Origin of the sequence: Paraburkholderia sediminicola (assembly GCF_046027355.1) — a bacterium.
Taxonomy (GTDB): Bacteria; Pseudomonadota; Gammaproteobacteria; order Burkholderiales; family Burkholderiaceae; genus Paraburkholderia; species Paraburkholderia sediminicola_B.
In genome coordinates, this window is the sequence record NZ_JAQQEK010000009.1 from 1 (window position 1) to 12,815 (window position 12,815).

Consider the following 12,815-nt stretch of genomic DNA (forward strand, 5'->3'; position numbering starts at 1 on the left):
CGGGCCGTACTGCTCAATGAGACTTGCGGGGGTCATTGATGCTCCTCTTACCGTTAGAATGCTTTTTTCGGGTTCGTATTGTGGGCGATGCACACCCGCACTGCAACCAGATGAGCACAGATTAGCACGATCGTTCTATTTTTATGATGCGGTATGACCCGTAGTGACGGTCTTACCGCACCCGTCCACCGCATCTGTAACAACAACCGAACAAGGAACGACAATGGGCCGTTCGATCAATCTGGAAGGCAAGGTTGCGCTGATCACCGGCGCCTCGAGCGGGTTGGGAAAGCGCTTTGCTCAAGTGTTGTCGCAGGCGGGCGCCAAGGTCGTGCTGGCGAGCCGGCGGACCGAGCGTCTGAAGGAATTGCGCGCCGAGATCGAGGCGTCGGGCGGCGCGGCGCACGTCGTTTCGCTCGACGTGACCGACTACCAGAGCATCAAGTCGGCCGTCGCCCATGCGGAAACCGAGGCCGGCACGATCGACATCCTCGTGAACAATTCGGGCGTGTCGACCACGCAGAAGCTTTCGGAGGTCACGCCCGCCGACTTCGAATACGTGTTCGATACCAACACGCGCGGCGCGTTCTTCGTCGCCCAGGAAGTCGCCAAGCGCATGATCATGCGCGGCAACAGCGCCCAGAAGCCGTCGTACCGGATCATCAATATCGCGTCGATGGCGGGCTTGCGCGTGCTGCCGCAGATCGGCCTGTATTCGATCAGCAAGGCAGCTGTCGTGCATATGACGAAAGCCATGGCGCTGGAGTGGGGCAAGCACGGCATCAACGTGAATGCGATCTGCCCGGGATATATCGACACGGAGATCAACCACCATCACTGGTCGACGGAACAAGGGCAGAAGCTCGTGTCGATGCTGCCGCGTCACCGCGTCGGCAAACCGGAGGATCTGGACGGGCTCCTGCTGCTGCTGGCAGCCGACGAATCGCAGTTCATCAACGGCTCGGTAATTGCCGCCGACGACGGATTCGGCCTCTCCTGAGTGCAAGACGGCGCAGCCGGCCCTCGCGCTTCAGGCTGCGCACGCCGATTAGCGTCCGTTCGAAGAAACTGTTTTACGCGCTTCGGCCTTTCCGCCGCCTGAGAGCGCGCGCTATGTTGTTGTTTGTCTCTACGCCGGTCCACGCGCCGGCTTCAACCTGGTTTCAACCCGATAAAGAAGTACGATGAGCGATTTTCACGCAGTTTTCGAGATGTCGATGCCGATCCGCTGGGGCGACATGGACGCCTTCGGTCATGTGAACAACACGGTCTATTTCCGCTACATGGAGCAGGTGCGGATTTCCTGGTTCGAACAACTGGGCCTGGCTGGCAGCAACGCCGACGGGCAAGGACCGGTGATCGTCAATGCGTCGATGGAGTTTCTCAAGCAACTGCATTATCCCGGCGACGTGATCGGCCGGATGACGGTGGCCACGCCCGGCCGCAGCAGCTTCGACACGGGTTTCGAACTCGTGCGCGCCGACGACCCCAACACCGTGTATGCGCGCGGCGCCGCGCGCTGCGTATGGATCGATTACGCGGCCGGCAAGTCGGTACCGGTGCCTGACATGCTGCGCGAAACCATCGAGCGTGCCGCGCTGGTCAAGGCGGCCTGAACGGCGACAGATCGACCAGATCCCGGCGTCTTTTCAATGCCCGAGCAGGCGCTGCAGTAGCTCCGTCGCGTTACCCGTATCGTATTTGCGCATTAGCCGCGCCCGGTAGACATCGACCGTGCGCGGGCTGATATCCAGCACCCGGCCGATCTGCTTGCTGGTTTTCCCCGTGACCAGTTGCGCGGCGATTTCGCGTTCGCGCGGCGTCAATTCGACCGCCACGCGCCGCGTGGCGCTCAAATCCTCGAAAGTCCAGACGCCCGCGGCGTGCGGGTCGGCGCGTTCCTGCGCGCGTCCCGTCACGTGGCACCAGAACAATTCTCCGTTGGCCCGCTTCATGATGCGGTCGTCCGCGTAGCTGCCGTGCGCCGTCATGATCGGCGGAATCCGCGCGCCGATCCGCTCGAATTCGTCCGTCGACGGATACAGGACCTGGAACGATTGGCCGAGCAGCGATTCGCGCGTGCAGCCGAAAATCGACGCGAGCTCGTCATTGCAGTCTTCGATAATCCGATCGCGCGACAGCACGAGTCCGATCGGAGCGAGGTGGAACGCGGTTTGGTAATCCAGTGCGGGCATGGGCTGGCGGCAAGTACTTATGTATTTTTGCGTATTGTGCCGCATGGCGCGCCCAGCGTACTCTTTGCAGCACATGACAACGCGGCGGAGCTGTCCGCGGCGGGCGTTTGCAAGACGCGCAGGGAAACCTGGGCGCACAGCCTGCCGGGGATGACTAGAATGACGTGTCGGGCTCAGGCCCGCGCAACGTCTATATCTGCCGCAAGATCCGGATTCGGGTTTCCATAAAGGAAGGGACATACTGATGAACAAAGTCTATCCAGGCGCCGCCGAGGCGCTGAAAGACATCGTCAAGGACGGGCAGACGTTTGCCGTCGGCGGCTTCGGGCTGTGCGGCATTCCGGAGGCGCTGATCGGCGCACTGCGCGATTCGAAGGTGCAGGGCATTACCTGCATCAGCAACAATGCGGGCGTCGACGGGTTCGGCCTCGGTCTGCTGCTCGAAACGCGCCAGGTCAAGAAGATGATCTCCTCGTATGTCGGCGAGAACAAGGAGTTCGAGCGCCAGTACTTGGCCGGCGAACTCGAGCTCGAATTCACGCCGCAGGGCACGCTCGCCGAGAAGCTGCGCGCGGGCGGTTCGGGGATTCCGGCGTTTTTCACCAATACCGGCTACGGCACGCTGATCGCCGAAGGCAAGGAAACCCGCCAGTTCGGCGAAAACCACTACGTGCTCGAACACTCGCTGACGGCCGACGTCGCTTTGGTGAAGGCGTGGAAGGCCGACAAATCGGGCAACCTGATCTACCGCCGCACCGCGCGCAACTTCAACCCGATGTGCGCGATGGCCGGCAAGATTACTGTGGCTGAGGTCGAGGAGATCGTCGAAGTGGGCGAACTCGATCCGGACGCGATCCATACGCCTGGCATCTTCGTGCAGCGCATCGTGCTCAATGCGCATCCGGAAAAACGCATCGAACAACGCGTCGTCCGCGCGAAAGGAGACTGATCATGGCATGGACTCGTGACGAAATGGCCGCGCGCGCGGCGAAGGAATTGCAGGACGGCTTTTATGTGAACCTCGGCATCGGTTTGCCGACGCTGGTGGCCAATCACGTGCCGCCGGGCGTCGAAGTGTGGCTGCAGTCGGAGAACGGCCTGCTCGGCATCGGCCCGTCGCCGACCGAAGAGGAAGTGGACGCCGACCTCATCAACGCTGGCAAGCAGACGGTGACCACGCTGCCGGGCTCGTCGATTTTCTCGTCAGCGGATTCGTTCGCGATGATTCGCGGCGGCCACATCAACCTGGCGATTCTCGGCGCGATGCAGATCAGCAAGAAGGGCGATCTGGCCAACTGGATGATCCCGGGCAAGATGATCAAGGGCATGGGCGGCGCGATGGATCTGGTCGCGGGCGTCAAGCGCGTGGTCGTGCTGATGGAGCACGTCGCGAAGGGCGACCAGCACAAGATCCTCGAAGAATGCACGCTGCCGCTCACGGGTGTGGGCGTGGTCGATCAGATCATCACCGATCTCGGCGTGATCGACATCACGGACGATGGGCTGAAGGTCACCGAGTTGGCGCCGGGCGTGAGCGTTGAGGAAATCAAGGCGAAGACGGGCGCGCCGCTCGATGTGAGCGCGGTGAGTTGACTGGCGCGCAGTGAGGCTGCCTGAAGCGGTTTGATGCTGTATGAGGCCGCTGAGCGGCCGATGCGGCCAGTATGAGCGGCAGGCGGCCGCGAGGCGGTTCCCAGGCGGGCGAGGCGAGAGTCTCGCCCGTTTTGTCTTTGCGCAGGGCATTCGTTTGGAGCCGTCCTATGCCATCCGGCCGACTCTTGCCGCGCGGCAAAGCGGTTTACAATCGTTTGAAGATTGGACGCATATCGATCCCTGCTGTGCCCAAGCCAAATCCGCAGCGCTTTTGCAAGGAACCCAGATGACCGAAATCACGTCCGCTTCCACCGCCGGGCGGCTCGCGCCGCGCCAACGCTACGTGCAGTGCGCAAGCGTTGGAGGCTTGCACCGTATCGCTTACACCGAGTGGGGCGACCCGGCCAATCCGCGCGTGTTGCTGTGCGTGCACGGCTTGACTCGCTCAGGGCGCGATTTCGACCGCCTCGCGGAGGAATTTGCCGGGACTTATCGTGTGGTATGTCCGGATGTCGCGGGGCGGGGCTTGTCATCGTGGCTGGCCAACCCCAACTTCTATACGATCCCGCAATACGTCGCCGACATGGTCACGCTGATCGCGCGCCTGAATGTCCAGACGGTCGACTGGTTCGGCACGTCGATGGGCGGCCTGATCGGGCTTGGACTCGCCGGCTTGCCGGAAACGCCGATTCGCAAGATGTTGCTGAACGATGTCGGTCCGCATCTGGAGCCGGCTGCGGTGCAGCGCATCGGCGATTATCTCGGCAAGCCCGTGCAGTTTGAAACGCTGCAGCAAGGCATCGACTACGCGGCCTTGCTGGCGCAGACCTTTGGCCCGCTCACGCCGGACGAATGGCGTGAGATCAACACGCCGCTTCTGCACGAACAGAACGGCAAGTGGCTGTTCCGTTACGACCCGCGTATTGCGCAGCCCTTTACCGCGACTACCGAGGAAGCGTCCAAACTCGGCGAGGCCGCGCTGTGGCATTCGCTGGCCTCGTTCCAGGGACCGGTGCTGGTGGTGCGTGGCGAGCTATCCGATCTTCTCTCGCGTGAAACCGTCGCGAAGATGGTCGAGACCGGGCGCGCGGTGTCGAGTGCGGAAATCGCGGGCGTCGGGCATGCGCCGGCGTTTTTGTCGGCCGATCAGATCGACATCGCGAGACAGTTCTTTATCGGACCGGCCGCCGACGCGTCATAATATGCAGTTCCGCGCCGCGTCCTTCACGGGGCCCGATGCGGAACGCATCTCCGATCAATTTTCAAACCAACTCAGGATTCGTCATGGCAGTCATTCGTCACCACGTCGGCAAGCGCCTCTCGGAAATCGCCGTGCACAACGGCACCGTGTATCTCGCGGGCCAGATCGCCGAAGACGCGGATCAGGACATCACGGGTCAGACGCGCGAAGTGCTCGGCCACATCGACCGTCTGCTGGGCGAAGTGAACAGCGACAAGTCGCATTTGCTGTCGGTGCAGATCTACATCTCGGACATGGTGCATTTCGCCGGCATGAACGCGGTGTGGGACGAGTGGGTTGCACAAGGCGCCACGCCGCCGCGCGCTACCGTCGAAGCGAAGCTCGCCAATCCGAAGTGCCTGGTCGAAATCTGCGTGGTCGCCGCGCAGCGCAGCTAAACCGGGCATGTGTAGTTGAAATTCCGTTGAATCGTCTGGCCCGGTGGGCCGTCGCACCATGAATACCGAAACTGTTACGAACGCACCGAACCCCCTTCCTTCTTTCGACGAAGCGATGGCGTTCGTGCGCGAACATGCGGGCGAGGTGCGGCTGTCGTCGGGCGAAATGCTGGCGGATCACGCGGCGGGTACGGCGTCGATCATGCGCACGCTCAATGTCGATCCGCCGGCGGTGCTGGCGGCGGCGTTGTTCGCGTTGACGCCGCATCTGCAAGACCCGGAGCGCGTGATCGCCGACAACTTCGGCGAAGAAGTCGCGCAACTGGTCGGTGACGTGCGCAAGTTGCTGCGTCTCGGCACCGTCAGCTTGCGTGCCGCGCAGAACGCCATGCCCGAAGCCGGCCGCGATGCGCAGGCCGCGCGCCGCGCGCAGGTCGAAGCGCTGCGCAAGATGCTGCTCGCCTTCGCGCAGGATATTCGGGTGGTGCTGATCCGGCTCGCGTCGCGCCTGCAATCGCTGCGTTACTACGCGGCGGCGAAAATCACGCCTTCACCGGACGTGGCGCGCGAGACGCTCGATATCTATGCGCCGCTCGCCAATCGTCTGGGCATCTGGCAATTGAAATGGGAGCTCGAGGATCTCGCGCTTCGCTTCGAAGAGCCGGTCACGTACAAGCGCATCGCCAAGTTGCTCGACGAGAAACGCGTCGAGCGCGAGAGCTATGTCGCGCAGGCTATCGAACGCCTGCAAAAGGAATTGGCCGCGGCGCATATTCGCGCGGAAGTGAGCGGCCGGCCAAAACACATCTACAGCATCTGGCGCAAGATGCGCGGCAAGGAGCTGGACTTCGCCGAGCTGTACGACGTGCGCGCATTTCGCGTGATCGTGCCGGACATCAAGGATTGCTACACGGTGCTCGGCATCGTGCACAACCTGTGGCAACCGGTGCCGAAAGAGTTCGACGACTATATCTCGCGGCCGAAGCCGAACGGCTACAAGTCGCTGCACACAGTGGTGATCGGCGACGACGGCCGTGCGTTCGAGGTGCAGATCCGTACGCATGAAATGCATCAGTTCGCCGAATACGGCGTGGCCGCGCATTGGCGCTACAAGGAAGCCGGCACGCGTGGTTACGGCGGCCAGTTCGCCGCTAACGAGAAGTACGACGAGAAGATCGCGTGGCTGCGTCAATTGCTTGCATGGAAAGACGAAGTCTCGGAGGGAGAGCACGGCGAGAAGCGCGCGGCGCAGCCGTGGGAGCAACTGCGGCAGGCCACGCTCGACGACGACCACATCTATGTGCTGACGCCGCAGGCGCGGGTGATTCCGTTGCCGCACGGCGCCACGCCCGTCGATTTCGCGTATCACTTGCATAGCGAGCTGGGACATCGTTGCCGCGGCGCGCGCGTGGACGGCGCGATGGTGCCGTTGAACACGCCGTTGCAAAACGGTCAGACGATCGAGATCGTCGCGGTGAAGGAGGGCGGCCCGTCGCGCGACTGGCTCAACCCGCAACTCGGCTATCTGCAAAGTCCGCGCGCGCGGCAGAAAGTGCGTGCGTGGTTCAACGCGGTCGAAGTGCAGGAACATATCGCGAGCGGCCGCGCGATGGTCGAAAAGACTTTGCAGCGTGAAGGCAAGACATCGGTCAATCTCGATCAGCTGGCGGCCAAACTCGGCTTCAAGACCACCGACGATCTGTTCTCGGTGGTGGGCAAGGAAGAATTCAGTTTGCGGCTCGTCGAGCAGGCGCTCCACGATGCGCCGCCGCCGGAACCCGTGGTCGAAGCGCCGGAGCAATTCGAGAAGCGCAGCAGCGGCGCGAGCGTCGCCCGCGGCGCGTCCACCGGTGTGCTGGTGGTCGGTGTCGATGCGCTGCTCACGCAACTCGCGCGCTGTTGCCGTCCCGCGCCGCCTGACGATATTTGTGGCTTTGTCACGCGCGGCAAGGGCATGTCGATTCATCGCAGCGATTGCCCGACGTTCCTGCGCATGGCCGACCGGGCGCCCGAGCGCGTGTTGCAAACGGCGTGGTCGGCGGAGGTGATGAGCGGCCGTGGCCAGTCGGTCTATCCCGTCGATCTCTCCATTGACGCAACGGATCGGCAAGGTTTGCTGCGCGATATTTCCGAAGTGTTCGCGCGCGAAAAAATGAATGTGATCGGCGTGAAGACGCAGACGCGACGTAACGCCGCGTTCATGCAATTTACCGTCGAGGTGTCGAGCGCGGCGCAGATTCAGCGCGCGTGCACGCTGCTCGGTGAGGTCACGGGGGTGGTGCGCGCTTCACGCAAGAGTTGATGTGTGTGCGATGCGTGTGAGTCGGTGGGCGCATCTACTGGACGTGCCCAAGCACGTGAGTAGAAATTTAAAGTCGGTGCATAAAAGTACTTGCCAAGCGGTGTGGGGCTCCATATAATCTCGTTTCTTCAGGCTCGTAGCTCAGCTGGTTAGAGCACCACCTTGACATGGTGGGGGTCGTTGGTTCGAGTCCAATCGAGCCTACCAACGAAAGAGAAATTCCGGTTTGACCGGGGTTTCGCAAGCTGCAGTAAGCGCCTTTGGCGCAAAAGGCGAATACGGTTATGACACCGCGAACGTTGACCGAAACTACTTCGGAGCGACGCTAGTCGAGGACCACTTTCGCCAATGTAGTTTGCAGGAAATGTGAATGCGGCCCCTCGAAAGCGGGGCCGCATTTTTTTTGGCTTATTTGATGGTTGTATGTGCCGCCGCCGGTCGGCACCACGGAGAACGCAATGGTTTCGATACGTCTGCCTGACGGTTCTGTTCGACAGTACGAGCATCCGGTGACCGTCGCCGAAGTGGCCGCCTCGATCGGCCCCGGCCTCGCGAAAGCCGCGCTCGGCGGCAAGATCGACGGTGAGTTGGTCGATACGTCCGCGCTGATCGATCACGACGTGGCGCTCGCCATCGTCACCGAGAAAGATGCAGACGGTCTCGATATCATCCGTCACTCCACGGCGCACTTGCTCGCGTACGCGGTGAAGGATCTGTATCCGGAAGCGCAGGTCACGATCGGCCCGGTCATCGACAACGGCTTTTACTACGACTTCGCGTACAACCGTCCCTTCACGCCGGAAGATCTCGAGAAGATCGAAAAGCGCATGCAGGAACTCGCGAAGAAAGACGAGCCGGTTTCGCGCCGCGTGGTATCGCGCGACGAGGCGGTGGACTACTTCAGGAGCATCGGCGAAAAGTACAAGGCCGAGATCATCGAATCGATTCCCGCCACCGACGACATCAAGCTGTACTCGCATGGCGGCTTCACCGATCTGTGCCGCGGCCCGCACGTGCCGTCCACCGGCAAGCTGAAGGTCTTCAAGCTGATGAAGGTCGCGGGCGCCTACTGGCGCGGCGATTCGAAGAACGAACAATTGCAGCGCATCTACGGTACGGCCTGGACGAAGAAGGAAGACCAGGAAGCGTATCTGCACATGCTCGAAGAGGCGGAGAAGCGCGACCACCGCAAGCTCGGCAAGCAGCTCGATCTGTTTCACATGCAGGACGAGTCGCCGGGCATGGTGTTCTGGCATCCGCGCGGCTGGACGCTGTGGCAGCAGGTCGAGCAATACATGCGCCGTCGCGTGAACGACGCGGGCTACCTCGAAATCAAGACGCCGATGATCATGGACCGTTCGCTCTGGGAAGCGTCGGGCCACTGGCAAAACTATCGTGAAAACATGTTCACGACGGAATCGGAAAAGCGTGACTACGCGATCAAGCCGATGAACTGCCCGGGTCACGTGCAGGTGTTCAACCACGGTTTGCGCTCGTATCGCGATCTGCCGTTGCGTTACGCCGAATTCGGCTCGTGCCACCGTAATGAATCGTCGGGCGCGTTGCATGGCCTGATGCGCGTGCGCGGTTTCGTGCAGGACGACGCGCACATTTTCTGTACCGAAGACCAGTTCATCAGCGAATCGATTGCATTCAATACGCTGGCGATGAGCGTCTACAAGGATTTCGGCTTCGACAATGTCGAGATCAAGCTGTCGCTGCGCCCGGACGCGCGCGCCGGTACGGACGAGACGTGGGATCGCGCGGAGCAGGGGCTGCGCGAGGCGCTGACGGCCTGCGGCGTGACGTGGGAAGAGTTGCCGGGCGAGGGCGCGTTCTACGGCCCGAAGGTCGAATACCACATCAAGGACGCGCTCGGCCGCTCGTGGCAATGCGGCACATTGCAGCTCGATATGGTGCTGCCGGAACGCCTCGGCGCCGAATACGTCGCCGAAGACAACAGCCGCCGCCGCCCGATCATGCTGCACCGGGCAATCGTCGGATCAATGGAGCGGTTCCTCGGCATTCTGATCGAGCACCATGCCGGTGCAATGCCCGCATGGCTCGCGCCCATGCAGGTTGTGGTGATGAATATCGCGGAAAGTCAGGTCGAATATGCGCAATCTTTAGCCCAATCGTTGCAAAAACAAGGGGTTAGAGTAGAGGCCGATTTGCGCAACGAGAAGATTAGCTATAAAATACGCGAGCACACGCTGGAAAAGGTGCCGTACCTGCTTGTGGTCGGCGACAAAGAGCGTGAAGCCCAAACGGTAGCCGTGCGTGCCCGTGGTGGTGTCGATCTGGGCGTGATGCCTCCCGACACTTTCATTGAGCGTCTGCGCCAGGACGTGCAGTCGTTCAATTGAGCCACTTGGCAGCCCGGCTCGTTTTTTAATTTTTAGAGGAAACGTAACATCGCTACTGATAAGTCTGCGCACCGCATCAACGGTGAAATTACGGCACCCGAGGTGCGTCTGGTCGGCGTCGAGAACGAACCACTCGGCATCGTGAAACTCGCTGATGCGTTCCGCATGTCGGAACAGCAAGACGTGGATCTGGTTGAAATCGCACCGCAAGCGGTTCCGCCGGTTTGCCGCTTGATGGACTACGGCAAGTTCAAGTACTCGGAAGCGAAGAAGCAACACGAGGCCAAGCTGAAGCAGAAGATCGTCCAGGTCAAGGAAGTTAAATTCCGCCCGGGCACGGACGACGGGGACTACAACGTCAAGCTGCGCAACCTCATCCGCTTCCTCGACGACGGCGACAAGACGAAAATCACGTTGCGTTTCCGTGGCCGCGAAATGGCTCACCAGGAAATCGGTATGCGCATGCTCGAGCGCCTGCGCACGGACCTCGACGAAGTCGGTCAGGTCGAGCAGATGCCGAAAATGGAAGGGCGCCAGATGATCATGGTGCTCGCTCCGAAGAAAAAGAAGTAACCGGCTGGAGTGGCGGCGCGCCACGTGGTGCGCGCTCTGGTTGTGATAGACGAGCTGTGAAAGATGAAGACGATGCGGCGCCGGGTGTCCGGTGCGGTGTCAGCAGGTTTCGGAACGACGCGTGTACAATGCGCGTCGCTTCCCGAAAAGCGGCCGCCGGCAGTTCAGGCGGTCTGCATACCAAGTGGAGTGGGTTTCGAAGGGCGGGTAATGGCCATTTGGCCGACCGCACACCCATATCCATCAAATAATGGAGTTGTCATGCCGAAGATGAAGACCAAGAAGAGTGCTGCAAAGCGCTTCGTGGTGCGTCCGGGCGGTACCGTCAAGCGCGGTCAAGCCTTCAAGCGCCACATTCTTACCAAGAAAACCACCAAGAACAAACGCCATCTGCGCGGTTCGACGGCAGTTCATGATTCCGATCTGAACTCCGTACGCGCAATGCTGCCGTTCGCTTAACCCTTAACCGAAACTCATAGGAGCGAAACATGCCTCGAGTAAAACGTGGGGTTACCGCACGGGCCCGTCACAAGAAGATCATCAAGCTGGCCAAGGGTTACCGCGGCCGTCGCAATAACGTCTATCGCATCGCCAAGCAGGCGGTCATGCGCGCAGGCCAATACGCCTACCGCGATCGCCGCAACAAGAAGCGTGTGTTCCGTGCATTGTGGATCACGCGTATCAACGCGGCGGTGCGTCAGCACGACATGACGTACAGCGTGTTCATCAACGGCCTGAAGAAGGCTTCGATCGAACTCGACCGCAAGGTGCTGGCCGACATGGCTGTGTTCGACAAGGCTGCTTTTGCTGCGATCGTTCAGCAGGTGAAAGCCGCCGTTGCAGCCTGATTGCGCTTTTGGCAATTAACACTGCGTGGTTCGTTGCAGCGAACATCCGGTAGTCTCGGTGACGTTGCAGCAAAAACGGGGCTCCTCACCGAGCCCCGTTTTTGTTGGTAGAACCAGTTTTGCTTCGATTGAACACTGACGTTGAAATGATGGGATCAATGGATCTGGACCAGATTGTCGCCGACGCGCAAAAAGCCTTCGCAGAAGCCTCCGACGTCACCACCCTCGAGAACGAGAAAGCACGCTTTCTCGGCAAATCGGGTGCGCTGACCGAGCTCTTGAAGGGTCTTGGCAAACTCGATCCCGAAACGCGCAAGACCGAAGGCGCACGGATCAACCTCGTCAAGCAACAAGTGGAAGCCGCGTTGACGGCCCGCCGTCAGGCGCTCGCCGACGCGCTGCTGAATCAGCGCCTCGCCGCTGAAGCCATCGACGTCACGCTGCCGGGCCGCGGCACCGGCGCAGGCAGTCTGCACCCGGTGATGCGCACGTGGGAGCGCGTCGAACAGATTTTCCGCACGATCGGATTCGACGTGGCCGACGGCCCCGAAATCGAAACCGACTGGTACAACTTCACCTCGCTGAACAGCCCGGAAAATCATCCGGCGCGTTCCATGCAGGACACCTTCTACGTCGACGGCAAAGATGCCGACGGCCGCCAACTGCTGCTGCGCACGCATACCAGCCCGATGCAGGTTCGCTACGCGCGCACCAACACGCCGCCTATCAAGGTGATCGTGCCGGGCCGCACGTACCGTGTGGACAGCGACGCTACGCATTCGCCCATGTTCAACCAGGTCGAAGGCCTGTGGATCGACGAGAACATCAGCTTCGCGGATCTGAAGGGCGTCTACACCGATTTCCTCAAGAAATTCTTCGAGCGCGACGACATTCTCGTGCGCTTCCGTCCGTCGTACTTTCCGTTCACCGAACCGTCGGCCGAGATCGACATGCTGTTCGAAACGGGCAAGAACGCCGGCAAATGGCTCGAAATTTCGGGCTCGGGCCAGGTTCACCCCACGGTGATCCGCAACATGGGCCTCGACCCGGAGCGTTACATCGGCTTTGCTTTCGGCAGCGGCCTCGAGCGGCTCACCATGTTGCGTTACGGCGTGCAAGACCTGCGTCTGTTCTTCGAAAACGACCTGCGTTTCCTGCGTCAATTCGCCTGAACCGGCGCGTACGAACGCGACAAGCATAGAGTGCGGCATGGCACGTAGTGCATGCCGCCACAGCGTCCCCGGCAGGGCCGGATGATTCTCACGAACACCGAGTCATGCAAAGCACTGCCGGACGTGGA

Annotated in this window: 13 protein-coding genes and 1 tRNA gene; 13 read left to right on the forward strand and 1 reads right to left on the reverse strand. The window is 61.1% G+C overall.

Going from position 1 to position 12,815, the window contains the following annotated elements; all coding sequences use genetic code 11:
* The first annotated feature begins 223 nt into the window (after positions 1–223).
* Positions 224–1,000, forward strand: a complete 777-nt coding sequence (locus PQR42_RS16905; RefSeq protein ID WP_408218153.1) for an SDR family oxidoreductase — start codon at positions 224–226, stop codon at positions 998–1,000.
* Between the two features lie 184 nt (positions 1,001–1,184).
* Positions 1,185–1,616, forward strand: a complete 432-nt coding sequence (locus PQR42_RS16910; protein ID WP_132373692.1) for an acyl-CoA thioesterase — start codon at positions 1,185–1,187, stop codon at positions 1,614–1,616.
* Between the two features lie 33 nt (positions 1,617–1,649).
* Here PQR42_RS16910 and PQR42_RS16915 read toward each other — a convergent pair whose 3' ends face one another.
* Complete coding sequence (locus PQR42_RS16915; protein WP_408389800.1) at positions 1,650–2,195, reverse strand: LuxR C-terminal-related transcriptional regulator; 546 nt, start codon at positions 2,193–2,195, stop codon at positions 1,650–1,652.
* Between the two features lie 244 nt (positions 2,196–2,439).
* On the opposite strand from PQR42_RS16915, the gene PQR42_RS16920 reads away from it, so the two are divergent.
* From PQR42_RS16920 to pheS, 11 genes are all read left to right on the forward strand, one after another.
* Positions 2,440–3,144 (forward strand): CoA transferase subunit A, encoded by a 705-nt coding sequence (locus tag PQR42_RS16920; RefSeq protein ID WP_028200192.1) that lies wholly within the window; start codon positions 2,440–2,442, stop codon positions 3,142–3,144.
* Between the two features lie 2 nt (positions 3,145–3,146).
* Positions 3,147–3,788, forward strand: a complete 642-nt coding sequence (locus PQR42_RS16925; protein ID WP_408218159.1) for a CoA transferase subunit B — start codon at positions 3,147–3,149, stop codon at positions 3,786–3,788.
* Between the two features lie 286 nt (positions 3,789–4,074).
* Positions 4,075–4,989, forward strand: coding sequence for an alpha/beta fold hydrolase (locus PQR42_RS16930; protein WP_408389802.1), 915 nt, complete (start codon positions 4,075–4,077; stop codon positions 4,987–4,989).
* A gap of 83 nt (positions 4,990–5,072) precedes the next feature.
* On the forward strand, positions 5,073–5,426 hold the full coding sequence (locus PQR42_RS16935; protein WP_408218164.1) for a RidA family protein: 354 nt from the start codon (positions 5,073–5,075) through the stop codon (positions 5,424–5,426).
* Between the two features lie 58 nt (positions 5,427–5,484).
* Positions 5,485–7,728: a RelA/SpoT family protein gene (locus tag PQR42_RS16940; protein ID WP_408218166.1), complete on the forward strand. Its 2,244-nt coding sequence runs from the start codon at positions 5,485–5,487 to the stop codon at positions 7,726–7,728.
* 130 nt (positions 7,729–7,858) lie between these two features.
* Positions 7,859–7,935: transfer RNA gene (locus PQR42_RS16945), tRNA-Val, on the forward strand.
* 251 nt (positions 7,936–8,186) lie between these two features.
* Entirely contained in the window at positions 8,187–10,094 is a 1,908-nt protein-coding gene (gene thrS, locus PQR42_RS16950) for a threonine--tRNA ligase (RefSeq protein ID WP_408389804.1), read from the forward strand.
* 48 nt (positions 10,095–10,142) lie between these two features.
* Positions 10,143–10,667: a translation initiation factor IF-3 gene (gene infC, locus PQR42_RS16955; protein WP_074263967.1), complete on the forward strand. Its 525-nt coding sequence runs from the start codon at positions 10,143–10,145 to the stop codon at positions 10,665–10,667.
* Between the two features lie 261 nt (positions 10,668–10,928).
* Positions 10,929–11,126: a 50S ribosomal protein L35 gene (rpmI, locus tag PQR42_RS16960; RefSeq protein WP_006052501.1), complete on the forward strand. Its 198-nt coding sequence runs from the start codon at positions 10,929–10,931 to the stop codon at positions 11,124–11,126.
* Between the two features lie 29 nt (positions 11,127–11,155).
* Positions 11,156–11,515: a 50S ribosomal protein L20 gene (gene rplT, locus PQR42_RS16965; RefSeq protein ID WP_006052502.1), complete on the forward strand. Its 360-nt coding sequence runs from the start codon at positions 11,156–11,158 to the stop codon at positions 11,513–11,515.
* Positions 11,516–11,673: 158 nt separating this feature from the next.
* The gene (pheS, locus tag PQR42_RS16970; RefSeq protein ID WP_007181117.1) at positions 11,674–12,687 is read left to right on the forward strand and encodes a phenylalanine--tRNA ligase subunit alpha; all 1,014 of its coding nucleotides are present in this window, start codon (positions 11,674–11,676) and stop codon (positions 12,685–12,687) included.
* Positions 12,688–12,815 lie beyond the last annotated feature (128 nt).